At 32.7% G+C, this 18,283-nt stretch carries 14 protein-coding genes and 2 pseudogenes; 4 read left to right on the plus strand and 12 right to left on the minus strand.

The window, feature by feature from the left end; all coding sequences use genetic code 11:
- Positions 1-245: 245 nt before the first annotated feature.
- The 7 genes and pseudogenes from WPG_RS15040 to WPG_RS15060 form a co-directional block, all read right to left on the minus strand.
- A complete protein-coding gene (locus WPG_RS15040; protein ID WP_045474178.1) occupies positions 246-2,645 on the minus strand; it encodes a TonB-dependent receptor plug domain-containing protein in 2,400 nt (799 codons plus the stop codon).
- Between the two features lie 3 nt (positions 2,646-2,648).
- Entirely contained in the window at positions 2,649-3,380 is a 732-nt protein-coding gene (locus WPG_RS18260; RefSeq protein ID WP_171817209.1) for a FecR family protein, read from the minus strand.
- Positions 3,381-3,392: 12 nt separating this feature from the next.
- Positions 3,393-3,581 (minus strand): hypothetical protein, encoded by a 189-nt coding sequence (locus WPG_RS15050; protein ID WP_045474180.1) that lies wholly within the window; start codon positions 3,579-3,581, stop codon positions 3,393-3,395.
- 56 nt (positions 3,582-3,637) lie between these two features.
- Positions 3,638-3,820: pseudogene (locus tag WPG_RS19020) on the minus strand (sigma factor-like helix-turn-helix DNA-binding protein); the annotation flags it as partial.
- 18 nt (positions 3,821-3,838) lie between these two features.
- On the minus strand, positions 3,839-4,159 hold the full coding sequence (locus WPG_RS17620; protein WP_052471297.1) for an RNA polymerase sigma factor: 321 nt from the start codon (positions 4,157-4,159) through the stop codon (positions 3,839-3,841).
- A gap of 94 nt (positions 4,160-4,253) precedes the next feature.
- Positions 4,254-4,475, minus strand: coding sequence for a hypothetical protein (locus WPG_RS18440; RefSeq protein WP_197539924.1), 222 nt, complete (start codon positions 4,473-4,475; stop codon positions 4,254-4,256).
- Positions 4,476-5,411, minus strand: coding sequence for a cytochrome-c peroxidase (locus WPG_RS15060; RefSeq protein WP_197539925.1), 936 nt, complete (start codon positions 5,409-5,411; stop codon positions 4,476-4,478).
- Positions 5,412-5,687: 276 nt separating this feature from the next.
- Here WPG_RS15060 and WPG_RS15065 point away from each other — a divergent pair, with 276 nt between their 5' ends.
- Positions 5,688-6,743: a serine hydrolase domain-containing protein gene (locus WPG_RS15065; protein ID WP_045474182.1), complete on the plus strand. Its 1,056-nt coding sequence runs from the start codon at positions 5,688-5,690 to the stop codon at positions 6,741-6,743.
- Between the two features lie 100 nt (positions 6,744-6,843).
- Here the strand turns inward: WPG_RS15065 and WPG_RS15070 are convergent, their stop codons facing one another.
- The 3 genes and pseudogenes from WPG_RS15070 to WPG_RS17960 all read right to left on the minus strand — a co-directional run bounded on the left by WPG_RS15070 (position 6,844) and on the right by WPG_RS17960 (position 11,534).
- Complete coding sequence (locus WPG_RS15070) at positions 6,844-10,098, minus strand: WD40/YVTN/BNR-like repeat-containing protein (protein ID WP_045474184.1); 3,255 nt, start codon at positions 10,096-10,098, stop codon at positions 6,844-6,846.
- A 389-nt stretch (positions 10,099-10,487) separates the two neighbouring features.
- Positions 10,488-10,829: pseudogene (locus WPG_RS17955) on the minus strand (DUF3526 domain-containing protein); the annotation flags it as partial.
- 201 nt (positions 10,830-11,030) lie between these two features.
- Entirely contained in the window at positions 11,031-11,534 is a 504-nt protein-coding gene (locus WPG_RS17960) for an ABC transporter permease subunit (protein ID WP_084221603.1), read from the minus strand.
- A gap of 251 nt (positions 11,535-11,785) precedes the next feature.
- Between WPG_RS17960 and WPG_RS19025 the strand changes: the two genes are divergently transcribed.
- Positions 11,786-11,947 carry a T9SS type B sorting domain-containing protein gene (locus tag WPG_RS19025; RefSeq protein ID WP_084221604.1) on the plus strand — a complete coding sequence of 54 codons (162 nt, stop codon included), beginning with the start codon at positions 11,786-11,788 and terminating at the stop codon, positions 11,945-11,947.
- A 38-nt stretch (positions 11,948-11,985) separates the two neighbouring features.
- Here the strand turns inward: WPG_RS19025 and WPG_RS15080 are convergent, their stop codons facing one another.
- Positions 11,986-12,735 (minus strand): arylesterase, encoded by a 750-nt coding sequence (locus WPG_RS15080; protein WP_045474186.1) that lies wholly within the window; start codon positions 12,733-12,735, stop codon positions 11,986-11,988.
- A 25-nt stretch (positions 12,736-12,760) separates the two neighbouring features.
- On the opposite strand from WPG_RS15080, the gene WPG_RS15085 reads away from it, so the two are divergent.
- Both WPG_RS15085 and WPG_RS15090 read left to right on the plus strand, forming a co-directional pair.
- Complete coding sequence (locus WPG_RS15085; RefSeq protein ID WP_045474188.1) at positions 12,761-13,450, plus strand: ABC transporter ATP-binding protein; 690 nt, start codon at positions 12,761-12,763, stop codon at positions 13,448-13,450.
- Between the two features lie 47 nt (positions 13,451-13,497).
- Complete coding sequence (locus WPG_RS15090) at positions 13,498-15,993, plus strand: ABC transporter permease (protein ID WP_045475652.1); 2,496 nt, start codon at positions 13,498-13,500, stop codon at positions 15,991-15,993.
- Positions 15,994-16,162: 169 nt separating this feature from the next.
- Here the strand turns inward: WPG_RS15090 and WPG_RS15095 are convergent, their stop codons facing one another.
- Entirely contained in the window at positions 16,163-18,262 is a 2,100-nt protein-coding gene (locus WPG_RS15095) for a helix-turn-helix domain-containing protein (RefSeq protein ID WP_045474190.1), read from the minus strand.
- Positions 18,263-18,283: the final 21 nt, after the last annotated feature.

Here is an 18,283-nt window from a genome sequence, read left to right on the forward strand (position 1 = left end):
ATTCATAATCTTTAAACTCTATACTAATGTTTACAGAATTATGATTCGTTTATTTATATGTAATACGTTGGCATTGGATTTTTACCCAACCCCTTTAATAAAAAAAATGTAATTAATAAAAATGGATGCGATTTTAAGAATTAAAATACAATCTAAGATGTTCAATATAAGATTCTTGAACCTGTTTTAAAAAAAGAAATTAAGTTGAAGATTTGGAGAAAATTCACTTGACTTCCTGAAGGTACTTAACGAATTATTTTGAAAAGCATTAATAGTATTATCTTGATTGTATAAATTAAGTATGGATAAACCGATAACAGTTTTCGCATCGTTTTTAGCGCTTTTAATTGTGTATGAACAGGAAAATCTAATTGATGCAGGGCATCAAAACGTTCATTTGGTCTAGAGTTAAAGTTAGTATTATCAGTCTGTTGTGAGAATATAACAGGCATACCAGAAAAGTAGCCCCAAGACATTGCAAATTTCCATTTATTTAGGTTCAGTAAGCCTGTTAAATTAATAACATGTCTTTGATTATAAAAGGCATCAGTTTTTTTGTTGTTAAAATCTGTTTCAGTTTTACTTAATGCATAACTTATCCAAGTTTCTAATCTATTCCATTGTTTTTTAATAAAAATGTTAGTCCCAATACTATAAATACTTCCTAAAACATCATCTGCTTTGTTAGTTACATTATCAGTCTTTTTAAGAAACAATTCTAAATCGATAAGCCATTTAGATATAGTAAAAACACCATCTAGCATTGATTGTATTCCTTTTTGTACAGCAATATCTTTATTAGGCAAATACCATAATTGATTGGTAATATTAAAATCGTCAAAATCATTTGAAAACTTCTTCTGAATAAATTGATTTGCAGTTCCGAATGAAGATTTAAAATACAATGTATTATTTATTGCATAACTAGCTGATAATCTAGGGTTAATGTATGTTTTTTTAAAAGGGGAGTAGTAATTATTATGAATCCCTAAGTAAAAAATAAGCCTGTCATTCCAGTTTTTTTGTAAGGATAGGTATGTAGAGTGTACTGATGCACTTTGTGTGCGTTTAGAATCTATATTATTCTGTTCCTGAATTTCATTACTTGTTAATTGATGATCTGTTAAGGTATAACCAGCCTCAAGTATTATACTTGGGTTAACCTCATATAATGCTTCAGTAATTAAACGTGTGTCAGAAATGGTATTATCAAAAGTTTCTTGTCGCGTACGTTGATCCATTATAAATCCTTCACTTACACTCAAAAGGCTCATATTAGATTTACTAATTCGTAATTCGGTTGTAAACTTCTCAGAAAACCTTGCCTTCCATTTGCCTGTAATTCCCCAATTATCAAGTTCTAAATCTCTAAAGTCAACTTCATCGTTGTTAATATTTTGAATTTTAGCAGATAAATTGTTCTGAATATTTATAAAACTTAATGAAACTGAATTATTGTCATCAATTTTATAATTCAACTTACCATTCATATCCGTAAAACCAAAACTAAAGTTAGAATCAGAGTTAATATTTTCAGCAATAGGTTCTAATCGACTTCCTTGAAATATGAGTGTTGATATAGCTTCTAATTTCGGTGAACTAAAACTCGGGTAACTTGTTCTGAAAGCTGCTGTAAAAGCCAGTTTGTCCTCAATAAGCTTGGTTTTAATAGTAGCACCAGCAAATAAGGTATTTATGGCAACATCGTATTTAGTGCTATCAGGTATTTTTGTACTTGTTGTCATATCAATAAGACCACCAACACGACCACCAAATTTTGCAGGTAGCATATTACGTTGGACTTCGATATGGGTTATAACTGAAGTGTTATAGGGTGAAATTGCACCTAAAAAATGACCAGAATGGTATATTGGAATGTCATCTATCTGTATTAGATTCTGATCGTAAGTATTACCTCTAAAATTTAGGTTACCCGATTTACCACTAGGTGAGTGGATCCTAGGTATATTGTTCAAAACTGCAAATACATCACCATCAGTCTCACCCGCTAGTAAGTTTAATGATTGTGTGTTTATTTGTAAACTGTGATCACTAATTTTTGCATCGACACCTTTTGTTAGATAACTACTTAAAACAATTTCGTTTAAGTGAAACGAATTTTTATAAAGTTTCAGGATTTTGGTTTTCAATAAATCTTTAGCCTGTATTCCTTCCGTTTTATAAAAATATAATTGAAAATAAATAGTGTCTAAAGGAAAAACGGATTCTATTTTAAAAACATCTTCTTCAGGATACAAGTTTTCATTCTTTTGCCGATTAATGTTATAAGTTATAGAGTTAACATTTTCATTTGTTTCAATATCAATAATGTTAAATGTTATAGTTTTTCGTATTGGTACAATCACGTAATTATTTGTGGTATTTGCACTAAATTTCAAAGGAATTAAGTTTTCAATTTTTGTAATACTCTCAGCAATTGATGAGCACTCAAAATCTTCCTCTAAAAAAAGATTGTCAAAAAAAGTATGATTATAAGAAAAACTAACCTCGTAAATATGTTCTAATTGTGCAAGCTTATCGGAAAGTCTTAAGCCAGATTTGGTTTGAGCAATACTTGTATTAATAATGCATAACCAACCTATAACACAAATTATTACTTTGTATGAGAATAACCTTTTGGCCATATATCATTCAATAATTACAGTATTGTTCTTGTCTACATTATATTTAATCTCCATAGATGTAAATAATTTTTCTAAAGCCAAGTTAAAATCGTTATGTGTTAGGTTACCTGTAAACTGTTGTTTTTTATATTTATTTGGTAGAGTAATATTGATCTTGTAATATTTCTGTAAATCCTTAATAACTTCAGATAATTCTACTTTATTGTATTTGGTATAACCATTTAGCCAATTTAGGACATTAGTTGTGTGATTGTTGCCAAATAATTTATTGTTTTTTGCAGAATTTGATTGCCCTTTTATTAGTATTTCTTCATCTTCATTATAGTTAACAGCTACTTTACCTTCATAACAGTTTACTTCAAATTTTGAATCGGTAGCATTTACATTAAATTGAGTGCCTAGTACTGTTATACTGCCTCTATTTGTAATAACTTTAAAAGTATTGCCTTTTGTCACATCAAAAAATGCTTGTCCGTTGAGTTGTAATGTTCTATTATTTCCCCAATCTTTTTCGATATAAGATATTTCAGAAAGCGCATCTAATTTAATTTCTGACCCATCTGGTAGTTCAAAGGATTTATTCTCGGCAATTTGGGTAGAAATTGTAGTAGTTGAGTTAGAGAAAGCATTCCAAGAAAAGTAGCCAGCAGTTATTAAAATGAGTGCGCTAGCTGCAATACTTAGCCAACGTAGTCTACTACTGTTTTGTTTTTGCTGAGACTCATGCGATGAAATATTTAGTTTTCTTTATTTTTTAAGATTTTCTAGGCCAGCGTCAATATCAAATTTTTTAACTTTCCAAGTATCAATTTCATCAATAACAACTTTTAAATTATCTAATTCTCCAGACTCTTTTAATGCTTCTTGTTCATCATCATCTAAACGATTATCGAGCCATCTCGTTATAAAATTATCTTTAAGAAAATCATTGTCCACGTTTACCTACTTTTTAATACACTTTCTATACGTTTAAGCATTTAATTTATCCAATCCTAAATGGCACGTTTTTGTAATTCTGTGAGTTCTTTATGCTTTATCAAGGCTTTTGCAATATATTTTTCTACAGCAGTTTGACTGATTTCTAACTTAATTGCAATCTCTTTATATGTTAGTTTTTCGATTCTATTTATTAAAAAAGCTTCACGTTGTTTTTCTGGTAAATCAGAAATAGTAGCTTCTAATTGTTGTTTAAACTATTTGGTTCTTAAATGAAAATAAGGATCTTCATGGTCATGTATACTAAGTGTATTTTTCTCAAATTTCAATGCCACTTTTTTAGATCGTATCTTATCAATAAACAAGTTTTTAGCTATAGTATATAAAAAGCCAACAGCTTTTTCATAAACTACGCTTCTGCATTTTGCCCAGAGTTTAATAAAAGCATCTTGTACAACATCTTCTGCTTGATTTAAATCACCAAATTTATAATACAGATGATTTCTTAAACTTTCGGCATGTGATTTATATAAGTTATTATAGACCTCTTCATCGCAAACAGAAAAAGACTCGCTCATTATTTTCTAATTAATTATTAGTAAATATAAAATAAATTGTCAGAGCAATTTCATTTTATAAAGAACAATGGGAGACTATTCATAATTCAATTTTTTAGTTGTTAAATGGGTTAGCATATTTTTCATCAGTTATGAATTCCTGATCAGTTAAAGTATTTAGAAAATCTACTAGAGCTTGTATGTCTGCATCAGATAAATTTAAACGACGAATATTGTTTCCTTGAAGTAATCTATTATCTAAATTCGGATTATTTTGTACACCATTATTATAATGCTCTATAACTTCTTCTAACGTTGCAAATCTGCCATTATGCATTTATGGTGCTGTTAGACCAATATTTCTCAACGACGGGACTTTAAATTCCCCCAAGTCATTATTATTGTTCGTTATACCACCAATACCAGGATCACTTATTACGACATCTAAACCAATATTTCTTGCGTTATCACCTACAAATGCAACAGTTGCATGGCAGTCGAAACACCTGGTTTGGTTACTCATAAAAAGTTGTTTTCCTCTGTTTTCTGATGCAGTGAAATTTGGGAAATTATTATTACTATTTTGGGCTTGATCTAAGCCTTCGTCAAATTTAGATTCAAAAGATACCATTGAACGTATAAATTGAGAGATAGCAAAAGCTATTCTCTCACTAGTAATGCTTTCATCACCAAATGCATTTTCAAATAAAATTGTATAATAGCCTTCCTGAGCTAATTTTGTTTCTAATTCCTCTAAAGTCATTCCCATTTCAACTAAATCTTGAATTGGCATTAAGGTTTGGTCTTCTAGAGTAGCAGCTCTTTCATCCCAAAAAAAGCGACCATTTTCGTAAAATCTAGCATTTGATAATCCCATTGAGTTTCTTCCTGTTAGACCTCCTTCAAAACCTAAACTAAACTGGTTTGGATCAGAAAACCCATTCTCTTGAATATGACAAGAAGCACATGAAATTGTGTTGTTTAATGACAATTTTTTATCATAAAACAATACTCTACCAAGTGTTGCGCCATTATCCGTAATAGGATTGTTATTTGGTGTATTGTCTTCATTCTGTACGTCATTATTGAGAAAGGAATCGGGCAAATTAATATTAGCATAATTGAAAGGTGTTGCTGGGAGACTTAAATCAGGATAGTCTATTGTACTGATGGCTTGGTCATCATCAACACTAACATCACTATAGTCATCCTCACTACATGAAGTTAAAATTAATATTACTAAGACGTAAATGGGTTTAATATACTTTTTCATAAAACAGTTTTTATAGCTATGCTTAATTGAAAGGGCCAGAAATTATTAGGCCTTACTCTTAATACGTTTATGAAATAGATTTACCCAACCTCAAATTTTGAAAAAATATAAATACAAATATTTAGTGATTTTCAAAAAGAGAATAGTGTATATCATATTAATTCTTTCAGAAAGTCAATTCATCCATATAATGTTACAATTCAGTATTTCAGAATCTAATTATAATGTTTTATAGAATACATTTGCTGTATCAATCAAAATCAGATGTATAGGTTTATGGAACACACTAAACAAAAGACAAGTAAGATTAAGAGAATTTTTAGAATCGTATTACTTGTCGGGACTTTTATTTCCCTATACTTTGTACCATGGATTTTAGTAAAGGCATGGATAATACCATTACCAGATACTGTACAAGAACAGGTAAATCAAACCTTAAGTCATGGCTTTGATGGTGTCATAGTATATGTAGACGTAGCTGGTAAATCACCAGCATTGTATGCAGCTGGATATCATAATAAAAAACAGAAAACACCTGCTAAACCAAGGGCATTATTCAAAATTGCAAGTATAAGCAAGTTATATCATGCTGTAGCGATTACTCAATTAATCAATGACAAACGTCTGTCACTAGATAAAACACTTGCAGAATACTTTCCGGATTTAAAAGGTAGAGTAGAATATGCCGAAAGTATCACCTTGAGACATCTAGTTCAGCATAGAAGTGGTATACCAAATTTTACAAATACACCGAATTTTTGGAATGAACCTAAACGATCTATGGATGCGGCTCTAGATTTGATACTTGATTTACCAGCAAATTTCAAACCTAATGAAGGCTATGAATATTGCAATACGAACTATTTGTTACTTTCTATGCTTATTGAGAAAGTTACAGGTCAAAGTCATTTTCAGTTTATAGAAGCCGTAATATTAAAGCCACTTGGACTTAAAAATACATATGGCTCACTCAAAGATGTTAACTTGGATGATTTAATGAGTGGCTATTATGTTGGAGTAGAAGAAGACATAAAAACAACAGACTATGGCTCTATGATTGCAACAGCAAAAGATGTTGGTATCTTTTTAAGAGCTCTAAATGACGGTTCGTTGCTTAATGACAGTGAAATGGAAATCTATGGGTCTATCTATGAATTTAACCATGGTGGGCTGATTCCCGGATATCAAAGTATGGCAGAATATCATAAAGATATTGATGCCGTTGTAATTCAGTTTATGAATACCACAGATTTTGAAGGCTACCAATGGAATTTATTGCAAATTACTCACAGTCGTGTTGTTAAAATTTTACGCAATACTAAGGATCTGTAAACAAGAACTAAATTCTACTTTTATTTAAATAAATATGCCTTATTGTTAAATGAAAAGGCTTCAATATAAGCAGCCCTTACTGTCATAATATCATTTTAATTTAATCGTCAATATAAGGAGCACCAGAAACTTTTAATAGGGCTTCAAATTTGTCTATGGAATTCTTAATGGCTTTCAATTCGTTTTCAGCTTTTGTAAGCATTGAATTTACAATCTGCATTTGTTTTTTGTTTGTATCTGTTGGTCCATAAGTAGAGCGTTCTAAACTTAAATAAATAGTAAACATCTTATCGCTAACTGATGGTGGATTTTTTTCACCGATTTCTGATTTAGCCTGATTGCCATAGTAATCTGATTTTAAAGTATTGATTTGATCACTTATCCCTTTTAATTCCTTCAAACCATCTTCAGTATTAGCTGAACTATTCATTAACGCTTTGTGCAATACCCTCGTCTTTTTCTCAGCTTTAATTATAGATTTATCAACCATAAATGATGTACGAGATGCAGCTTCAAAACTACGCCAAAAATCTGATGCAACTTCCATTGAAGATCCTTCAAGTGTGCTTTTATAAAGTGGTTTTACATTAAATTCTACAGGTGCATCTAATTGTTTTACACTACCGTTATTAGATAAATACATGGTAACGCTATAAGTTCCTGGAGGTGCTAACATTCCTTTTGGCCCATCGTTATCATTTGCCCCTTTTGTCTCCCCTAATGCAATAGGATTCGGACTAGGATATCGCAAATCCCAAGCTGTTCTATTAACTCCAGATTTAGCCTCTTTAAAGATATTTCGAACGACATCACCAGCTTGGTTCTTAATTACAAAAACTAAATGCGGTTTTTCCTCTAGCTTTTCATTTTCTACGGCTTCCCATCCAGAGAAAGGAATGTCCTGGCCTTTAAGGTTCTTTTCTTTTGCTGTGCGTAAATCTTTTTGCAATTCTGGTGCTTTTTTAAGATAATGCGTAAATACAGCACCAAAGTCTGGATTAGGAGCTACAAAATGAGAATCACCTTGACTTCCTTTATTGGCTTCAAAACTTAATTGAGAGCGTTGTATATACCACCAAGCATCACGCACAGGAAATAACTTTGCTTTTGCATTTAAATTTTCTTGAGATGCTTCTCTTAAAGCAGAATAATCATCGAGTATATAAAACCCACGACCAAAAGATGCTGTTACCAAATCGTTTTCACGTTTTTGTATGGCTAAATCTCTAAACGAAATCGTAGGTACATTTCCTTTTAAAGCCGTCCATTGCTTTCCACCATTAACTGAAAAGAACAATCCAAATTCAGTACCTATAAATAAGAGGTTAGGTGAGACATGATCTTGTACTATTCTCCATACCAAATGATTCGCAGGGATGGATTTCGTTAAAGACTCCCAAGATTTTCCTTTATTAGTACTCTTGTATAAATAAGGCTTAAAATCACCATACTTATGATTATCCAAAGCCACATAAACAGTATTGGCATCATGTAAATCTGCTTTAATGTCATTCACAAAAGCGGTAGATGGTACACCAGGTAATTGATTGACATTAATTTGTCGCCAGTCAGTTCCACCATTTTCTGTCACATTAATTAAACCATCATCAGTACCAACATAAAGAAGACCTTCTTGCTTAGGTGATTCAGAAAGTGATGTGATGGTATTATAATTAGACATGGCATATACATCCCAAGCATTATCCCAAGATTGTTGTTTGCCCATTATAGGTAATGTAATACGCTCTTCATTTTTGGTTAAGTCTTCAGAAATTGGTGTCCAAGAATCACCTCGATTTTCAGATTTCCAAACACGTTGTGATGCAAAGAAAATTGTAGACGGTTGATGTGGACTTACTAAAATTGGTGCATCCCAATTAAAACGTTGAATAGCGTCACCTTCAGCTGGTTGTGGTTGTATATCTACAGCTTCGCCAGTTTTCATATCTAAACGCGACAAAGTACCTTCTTGTCGTTCTGCATATACAATATTCGGATTTCCAGGTTCCGTAGCTGGTTGATGGCCATCCCAATTAAGAATCACAGACCAATCACTATTCTGAATTCCATGAAGATTATCTGTACGTGATGGTCCTCCTTCTGTACTATTATCTTGAGTTCCACCATAGATATTATAAAATGGCTCTGCATCATCAACAGCTAATTTGTAAAACTGAGTTACAGGTAAGTTCTCAATATATTTCCAAGTTTTTGTTAAATCAAAAGATTCATATAATCCACCATCTGTTCCCACAAGTAAATAATTAGGATCATGTTTTCTAAATGCTATGGCATGATTATCACCGTGTTTATTTTTTCTGTTCATTCTGTAGAAGGTTTTTCCACCATCTTCAGAAATTTGCATCGTATTATCCATAAGATATAAGCGATCTTTTTGGTGTGGTGATGCATATAATTCTTGGTAGTAGTGTGGGCCAGTTCCACCAGTAATTGTATTAGATTGTTTAGACCAAGAACTTCCACCATCATCACTGCGATACACACCACCTTTTCTGCGATCTAACTCAATAGCTACATATAATACATTTGGATTATGAGGTGAAATCGCTAAACCAGTTTTGCCCATTGACGTTTTAGGTAGACCTTTAGTCAATTTTTCCCAAGTATCACCAGCATCATCACTGCGGTATAAGGCTGTACCAGGACCATTGCCTATATAAGCTGCAACAGTTCTATGACGTTGCCATGTGGCAGCATACATACGGCTAGGATTTGTTGGGTCGTACACTAACTCAGTGACACCTGTCCAAGCATCATCACCAAGTGTTTTCTTCCATGTTTTACCACCATCTGTAGTTTTGTATAAACCGCGCTGACCACCTTTATTCCAGAGTGGACCTTGTGCAGTTACCCAAACGACATTACTGTTTTCTGGATGTACAATAACTCTCGAAATATGCTGCGTCTCTTTTAGACCCATATTTGTCCATGTTTGCCCTCCATTATCACTGCGATAGACACCATCACCAAAACCGACATGGCGTCCACCAACATCTTCACCAGTACCAACCCAAATGATTTCTGGTCGATTTGGGTCTATAGAAACGGTTCCGATAGAGTAGGAGGCTTCTTTATCGAATAATGGTGTCCATGTGGTACCAGAATTTATGGTTTTCCATACACCACCAGAGCCTACTGCAACATACCAAATGCTTTCATTTTGTGGATGAATCGCAATATCTGCAATACGACCGCTCATAAAGGCAGGGCCAATGCTTCGAAGTTCTAGACCATCAAAAGGATTGGTTTTAGAATCTTTCTCTTGGGCAGAGGTTGTAAAAGTTATTAAAAGTGTAAGAATAAATGTGCACAAAGTGCGGGAAAGCGTCTTCATTTTTTTTATGGTTGGTTAGTCTATAAATTTAATCAAATTATAGTTAATAGTTAAATGAAGTAAGTGTGATTATTTTAAGCATTATTTGATTAGTTAGCTAAAGCAATTTTGAAAAACTGGGTTATATCTTCTTTGTTTTTTTATAAGACCATTCTCTACTAAATTAATGGAAGCTTTTATTTCTGAAATCGAGAAGGCAAGAATCACAAAGACACACAAGTATAAAAGCAATATAAGTACGAAGAGTAAATATTTATAGAATGACAATAATTTTCTAAGTCAATATTAAAAGGCTAGAACAAAAATCTAGCCTTTTTTTAATTACAATTTTCGAACGTTCAACGCTCCTAAAATCCCTATAATTAATGTAATAAGAAGAGTTGGTGAAATTAAATAAAGCCAACTAAAAAATTACGTTTTGAAGTATAGAACTTAGCCTCGTGATATGTCCAATCTACCGCTTCTGCCGTATCGTTATCAAATATTTTAGTGTAAAAACCTAAGCGTAAATTCTCATGAAATTCTGTGAGAGCGTCTAAGAAATCCAGATGATTTAGCATGTCAGTACCTGCTAAATTATTGAAACTTAATTGTGAGTGCATTGTTGGTACAAAAAGCGCAACATTTTTGCTTACCGTATTTCGCATCATAATTTTTTCTTTCATCTCAGAACTGGTTTCTTTCGCTGCTAAATCTCCATTGTGTTGCATGCCATAATACCATATCCAACTAAATCTATCTTCAGGTACTTCGTAATTTTTTTACTGAGGATATTCTTCCTAAAAACCAGTCATTATTACATCCTTTTCTAAGTCCCATTTTTCGCGGTATCCATCTCGTTGTTCTACCATAGCATCTAAGGCTTCAGGGACTTGATAAGCGTTAATAACATAATTATTTACTAAAGCTGGAATTAAAATGGTAAGTATAACCTAAACCGATATCAACGCTAGTACATTAAAACTAGAACTTTTTAATAAAGAAATCATCCAAAAGCATAAAGCACTCCAAAACATTAAATACAAAATACTTTGTATAAAAATAGTCCAGAAATTCTGATCCATTTGCAGTTGTAAAATAGCGCTTGCTAAAAATAATAAGACAATTAAAATTACAAAGACAAAGCCTATTCTAACGATTAGTTTTTTAAACAAAAAGCTTACTTTACTTGAGGTTTGTGCTGCCAATATTCTCCAAGTGCCTGACTCTTTTTCTTCAGAATATAAGTTGAAAGTCATGGCTATCAATATCAATGGAAATAGGTAGATAATAACAAATCCTAAATCTAGATTGCCAGACATTAATAAAGATGGGTTTTCAAAATCTGTATCATATTTCTGTCCTTCTAAACCGCGAATAGTCACAGTTTGTAAAAGTGGGTTAACATCACTCTGACCAATTGAAATAGCACTAATGTTTGAAGGCTTTTTTATCAATGTAAAACGTAAGTAATAAAAAAGCAAGCCTAAATCATCATTGTGGTATTCTACATTACGCTTTATACTTTCGTCTTGAAATTATTGAGCAGCAACTATAGTTTTTTCCTGTTTAACCAAATATTGCTTACCTATTAAAATGCTAATAACACCAATACTCATAAATAATACAAGACTGACTAAAAATATTTTGGTTCTAAAAAATGATTTAAATAATAAACGATAATGAACACCTTGTTAAATAGGTCTTTATATTTAATCGTTATGGTAAATTACTCAAAGAATTAAAAGGGCCTCCATTTTTTTGGGATGGCTATTTTAATAACCAATTATTGCCAGTTAATGACTACTGGTACCTAATCATATTATATTCCGGTAAAAGAGAATTAGGACATCTTACTTTAAAGCGTTGATTAAGTTTTTTGGAATAGTTATGGCTTTACAAGTGGTATTACTTATTAAGCAAAGGATTTAATCTTTCCCAAACTGTATTAGCTACAATAACATGACCTTCTTCAGTTGGGTGTATGCCATCAGATTGATTAAGTTCTGGCTGGCCACCAACATCTTTTAAGATAAATGGGATAAACTCCGTATTGTTTTCCTTGGCTAACTCAGCAAAGATATTTCTGAATTCACTCGTGTAATCCTGTCCCATATTGGGAGGAAGTTCCATACCAGCTAAAATGATAGTCGTGTCTGGTCTTTTTGTTTTTACCGAATCAATAATCGCTTGCAAGTTGGCACGTGTTGCTGTAAGTGGTAAACCACGCAAGCCATCATTGCCACCAAGTTCTAATAAAAATATGTCAATGTCCTGATTTAAGATCCAATCAATACGGCTTTTTCCACCAGCAGACGTTTCACCACTTAAGCCAGAGTTTACCACTGTATAATCCAAATTTAAAGAATCAATTTTTTTCTGGATTAAAGCAGGATAGGCATCATTAGTATCATCTAAGCCATAACCAGCAGTGATACTATCACCAAAACACAGTATTATTTTAGTAGTTGAATTTGTTGTGTTTTCGATAACTTTAGACTCTTCAGTAACTTGTTCTGTATTATCAATTTTAGCACGTTGTTCGTTTCCACAACTTAGCAGAAAAAAAGTGATAAGAAAATAACAAAACTTTAAGAGTTTCTCAGGAATTGTGATTGGTGTATTAAAGGACAAATGTGTATTTTGAGACGCGAACATAAGATGAAATAATGCTGATAAGTATATGACAAAGATATTAAAGATAAACGGTTTAGAGAAGACCTATAAAAGTGGGCAAAAACAACTAACGGTTTTAAAAAATATTACATTCAATGTGGAGAAAGGGCAGACGTTTTCTATTGTTGGCCCATCTGGTAGTGGAAAAACAACCTTACTTGGCTTGTGTGCAGGTTTAGATGAACCTAATTCTGGAAGTGTAGAATTATGTGGTCACAATCTAAAAACCTTAAATGAGGACGAGCGAGCTCAATTACGAAATAAAGAAGTTGGTTTTATATTTCAGAATTTTCAATTATTACCTACACTAACTGCTTTAGAAAATGTGAGTGTACCTTTAGAATTACAAGGAGATACTGATGCAAAAACAAAGAGTTTAGAATTATTAAAAAAAGTAGGTTTAGAAGACCGTTGTCATCATTATCCATCTCAACTTTCTGGAGGTGAACAACAGCGCGTGGCTTTAGCAAGAGCATTTTCTAACACGCCATCAATTTTATTTGCAGATGAACCGACAGGTAATTTAGATGAAGGAACAGGAGAAAAAGTGATCCAATTATTATTCGATTTAAACAAAGAAGCTGGTACAACATTGGTTATTATTTCACATGATTTAGATTTAGCCAATCGCACACAACAGATATTACGACTCAAAGGTGGCCAAATATTAACTAACCAAGCTACATCAGCAATTTGAAAGATAAACAACATAAGCTAAAGCCAAGAATATCTTGGTTGTTTAAAATGGCATGGAGAGACGCTAAGTCTAGTAGGATAAGGTTATTCTTATTTATGTCGTCTATAATATTGGGGATTTCCGCTGTGGTTGCTATCCAGCTATTTAGCGAAAACCTAAGCGATAATATAAAACGGCAATCAAAAAAATTAATGGGTGCCGATTTCATTATAGATACACGGCAGGAGCCTACGGAACGTGCGCAAGAAATTATAGATTCATTAAAGCCAAATGCCAAGGAAGTAACGTTTTTATCCATGATTGCGTTTCCAAAAAACTCAGGAACAAAATTGGTGAGAATCCGTGGAATTCAGGGAAGCTTTCCGTTTTATGGTGAAATGCGAACTGAACCTGTTGGTGGTTCTAATACTTATCAAAATAAAAACGAAGCTCTTGTAGATGCTACTTTAATGCTTCAATATGACATTACACCTGGTGACTCCATTAAGATTGGCCAGAAAACGTTTCAAATTAGTGGAGCTTTAAAATCTATTCCAGGTAGTACAGCAATTTCAACATCTGTAGCTCCATCGGTTGTTATTCCGTATAAATCTATTGAAGTAACTGAGCTTCTCCAGTTTGGAAGCCGAAAAGAATATCAGTTTTTTTATAAAGTTTCAGACACTTTAGATTTAAATGCATTTGAAAAAATAATCGACCCTATGCTCGATATTGAGAATGCGGATTTAGATACACATACCAGTACAAGCCGACGTTTAGGTAGACGTTATGATAATGTTGGTAAATTTTTAAATCTTGCTGCTTTTATAGCCTTACTATTAGGTTGTATTGGAATAGCCAGTTCTATACATATTTATATAAAAGAAAAACTAAAAGCTATTGCTGTATTAAAGTGTTTAGGAGCAAGTCGTACACAAAGTTTTCTTATTTTTTTAATCCAGATTGCTGGTATAGGATTACTTGGTGGCATCATAGGATCTGCAATTGGTGTGGCTTTACAGGGACTATTTCCATATTTGCTTAAAACGTTTTTACCTTTTGAACTAGAAATGACAATTACAGCAAAACCTATAATTATTGGGCTATTGCTTGGCTTGTTTATTTCGGTATTATTTGCACTATTACCATTGTCACATACCTGGTATGTGTCGCCTCTAAAGGTATTAAGAATTAACGAAGAGTCAGAACAACCTCGAAGAGTCAGAACGCTTATTTTTGGTTTCATTTTGGTTTGCCTGTTTTTATTTTCCTTCTTATTAATACAGAATGCCACTTATGCTGTAGCGTTTGTTGGTGGATCACTAGTAACATTCATAATTTTGGCACTTATAGCTAGATTATTCATGAAACTGGTCAAACGTTATTTTCCAAAATCTTGGAAGTTTACAACACGACAAGGCTTATTAAATCTTTATCGACCTAATAATCAAACCATAGTTTTAGTATTAGCCATTGGTTTAGGCACTTTCCTTATTAGCACCCTGTATTTTACAAAAGATATTTTATTAGCAAAAACGGAAGTCGGTGTGACTGCTGAAAATGCTAACATGATTATACTAGATGTGCAAAGCGATCAACGAGATGCTATGGAAGAGCAACTCATACAGAGCAACGTTCCTGTTTTAGACAATATACCTTTGGTGACCATGCGTATGCATAAAATAAAAGACCAATTGGTTAATGACCTAAGGCAAGACACGACAAGACAAGTTAGAGGTTGGATACTGAATCACGAATTTAGAACCACCTATAGAGACCAAATTATTGCTTCTGAAGACATCATAGAAGGTGAGTGGATACCAAGTTTACAACCCAATGACCCAGTAGTTATTTCGATTTCAGATAATTTAGCATTTGATGCTAAAGTAGGTATTGGCGATGAAATCGTATTCAATGTACAAGGCGTATTAATTGAAACCACTGTAGGTAGTATCAGACAGGTGGATTGGGGACGTATGCAACTTAATTTTTCAATCGTTTTTCCTAAAGGTATTTTAGAACAAGCACCACAATTTAGCGTGTTTACCACCAAAGCAGATAATGAACAAATCTCAGCAGATTTGCAACGTACATTAGTAGCACGTTTTCCTAATGTATCTATTATAGACTTAAGGCAAGTATATACTATTGTAGAATCAATCTTAGATAAAGTATCTTGGGTGCTTAATTTTATGGCCTTCTTTAGTATTTTAACAGGACTCATTGTTTTAATAGGTTCTGTAAGAACCAGTAAACGTCAACGAATTAAAGAAAGTGTATTGCTGCGCACACTTGGTGCCAGAAACCCACAAATATTGAAAATATCTGCCTTAGAGTATCTGTTTTTAGGTTTACTTGGTAGCTTAATTGGTATTATGCTAGCACTAGTAAGCAGTTTGTGTTTAGCAATTTTTGTATTTGAAGAGCCATTCATTCCCTCAGTAATACCATTTATAGTGTTTTTGCCATGTATTACGCTTTTAGTTATTGCTATAGGTTTAAGTAATATTAGATCAGTACTTAACAGCTCACCATTACAAGTTTTACGTAGGGAGATACAATAAATTTAAATTATTGAGTTCATGAATATCGATTTATTAAAATAAAAATCACATTAAAGGGCAGAGGAGTGGAGGAAAATGTGTGTGGAATGACAATAATATCATAAATTTAACGTTATAACTGCTTATTTCTATTAAAAAATCCTTAAAAACTTATTTTAAGTCAAATGAACTATAATAGGTTTTTATCTTTTAATGATTTTTCTAATTGCGCATGATTTTCCCAAAATTTATCTTTAATTTTTTGGATTACTTCATCATATTCAGCATGATTTTTTAAATTGTTCATTAATGGGTCTTCTTCAATAAACAACAAAACCCAATATTGATAATTACTTTTGGTTGCAAATAGTTGAAATTGCTCCATAGCAAGATTGGGTTTTCCCTTATGCAAATACATCATGGCTAAACTAATTGACTGGTAAATAGATTTGTCATTTTTACAATATTCGACATAGGCTTTATAATAGTCTTCAGCTTTCTCCTTTAAACCCATTTTATCGTATACCAATCCGATTTTTAGATTTTCTTGTTGATACATCTTTAGGCCATTGCTCTCCTTAATTTTTACAAATTTATCGTAGTAGTAAAATGCACTATCATATTTTTCTTGGAAGTAATAAAACTTGCCCACCTCTTGCAGAAGATCTAGACGTGTCGTATCTTTTTTCCATTCTCTCACTAAGGCATCTGTTGCCATTTCTATATTTTGATGTTGTGCATATTGAATAAATACGTTTAAAAATGGTGCATAGTAATTCTCTGGATTATTATATAAAGACAAATTTATATATTTCTGTGCTTCATCTGTAAAACCATTTTGAACAAAGGCATTACTTAAGGCCAAATACATAAAGCTTTTGCTTATTGAATCGTTCGCTTCAATATCAAGTTGTAAACCTCTTAAAGCGTATTGTAAATATTTACCTGTATTAGGAATTGCTCGCGAATATAAATCGGCAAGCATTTGTACAACGGCAGACGAATTTGGATTATATTCTAAGGCTTTTTCTAAATGAGGAATCGCTAATCGAAACTCATTAACATTGATGTAGTAAAGTGCTTTTGCAATTAGACTTTTAGCAGATTTAGAATCATAAAGCAATGCCTTATCAGCATTGATATTAATAATGTCTGTGTACCGTTTTTCGGCTTGATTTAAGTCCAAAAAATAATATGATATTGCTATCTCAGAATATGCTAGCGCAAATTGAGTGTCTTGTTCAATAGCTTTTTCAAATAAGGCTATGGCAGTTTCCAAGCCCTCTATAGTCTCTTCCTGTATACGTTCAAGTCCTTTTAAGTAATAATCATATGCCAATACGTTTTCTGTTGGTTTTTTATCAATTTGTTGTAGTTCGGCTGGTGTTACTGTTGCTTCGATGGCTTCTGCAATTTTTTTTGCAACTTTAATTTGAACAGAAAAAATGTCTTCCGTTTTATGGTTGTACTGTTCTGCCCATATTGGTGTGTCGCTAGAGACGTCAATTAATTGGATATTCAATAAAATATTATTGTCAATCCGTTGTCCACTTCCTTCAATCACGTAATTGACATCAAGTTCTTCTGCTATTTCTGATATGGTCTTATCTGTATCTCTATATTTTTCTACAGATGTTCTGCTTATCACCCGGAGATCTTCTATCTTTTGCAGATTATTGAGTGTTGACTCCATCAGTCCATTCACAAAATACAAGTTATTAGAATCGCTACTCATATTCTTAAACGGCAATACAGCTATGGATTTCTTGTGGTAAATAGCTTCTTTATCAGCTTTTAGTGTTTCTTTTGGATAAAGCAAGAAAACTGCTATGACCAAGAATGTGGCAATTCCCAATATGATTTGAACTCGGTACTGTTGCAAAAACCCTTTTTCATTAACTTCAATAGCTTCTGCATTGGAATGTTCTACTTGCTCAAATTCTACTTGCTCATCTATTTTTTTTCTAGCTTCACCTGGTGAATACCCATAATAGTCTCTAAAACATTTAATGAAATAGGAATTATTACTAAAGCCAACCTGATAAGCTATTTCAGAAACAGTAAGCTCTGTTTCTTCTAACAAGGTCATTCCTTTTTTAAGCCGAACTTCACGAATAAACTGACTTGCACTACCTTGTGTTTGTTTCTTAATCTTCCGCAACAAGTTAGACCGACTCATATTCATGAGGTCAGCCAACTCAGAAACCCCAAATTGCTCATTAGAGATATGCTCTAAAATAAGCGCTTCAGCTTTCTTGATAAATTTTCCTTGATATGAGATGTTAGACATGTGGTTTCGTACTGTATCAAA

It is taken from the genome of Winogradskyella sp. PG-2 (genome assembly GCF_000828715.1).
GTDB lineage: Bacteria > Bacteroidota > Bacteroidia > Flavobacteriales > Flavobacteriaceae > Winogradskyella.

What these genes read in the sequence shown, in the direction of transcription:
- WPG_RS15080 (WP_045474186.1), bottom strand. Translation starts at nt 12,735, where the DNA reads ATGTTCGCGTCTCAAAATACACATTTGTCCTTTAATACACCAATCACA.
- WPG_RS15040 (WP_045474178.1), bottom strand. Translation starts at nt 2,645, where the DNA reads ATGGCCAAAAGGTTATTCTCATACAAAGTAATAATTTGTGTTATAGGT.
- WPG_RS15070 (WP_045474184.1), bottom strand. Translation starts at nt 10,098, where the DNA reads ATGAAGACGCTTTCCCGCACTTTGTGCACATTTATTCTTACACTTTTA.
- WPG_RS15085 (WP_045474188.1), top strand. Translation starts at nt 12,761, where the DNA reads ATGACAAAGATATTAAAGATAAACGGTTTAGAGAAGACCTATAAAAGT.
- WPG_RS15060 (WP_197539925.1), bottom strand. Translation starts at nt 5,411, where the DNA reads ATGAAAAAGTATATTAAACCCATTTACGTCTTAGTAATATTAATTTTA.
- WPG_RS15095 (WP_045474190.1), bottom strand. Translation starts at nt 18,262, where the DNA reads ATGTCTAACATCTCATATCAAGGAAAATTTATCAAGAAAGCTGAAGCG.
- WPG_RS18440 (WP_197539924.1), bottom strand. Translation starts at nt 4,475, where the DNA reads ATGCATAATGGCAGATTTGCAACGTTAGAAGAAGTTATAGAGCATTAT.
- WPG_RS15090 (WP_045475652.1), top strand. Translation starts at nt 13,498, where the DNA reads ATGGCATGGAGAGACGCTAAGTCTAGTAGGATAAGGTTATTCTTATTT.
- WPG_RS17620 (WP_052471297.1), bottom strand. Translation starts at nt 4,159, where the DNA reads ATGAGCGAGTCTTTTTCTGTTTGCGATGAAGAGGTCTATAATAACTTA.
- WPG_RS15065 (WP_045474182.1), top strand. Translation starts at nt 5,688, where the DNA reads ATGGAACACACTAAACAAAAGACAAGTAAGATTAAGAGAATTTTTAGA.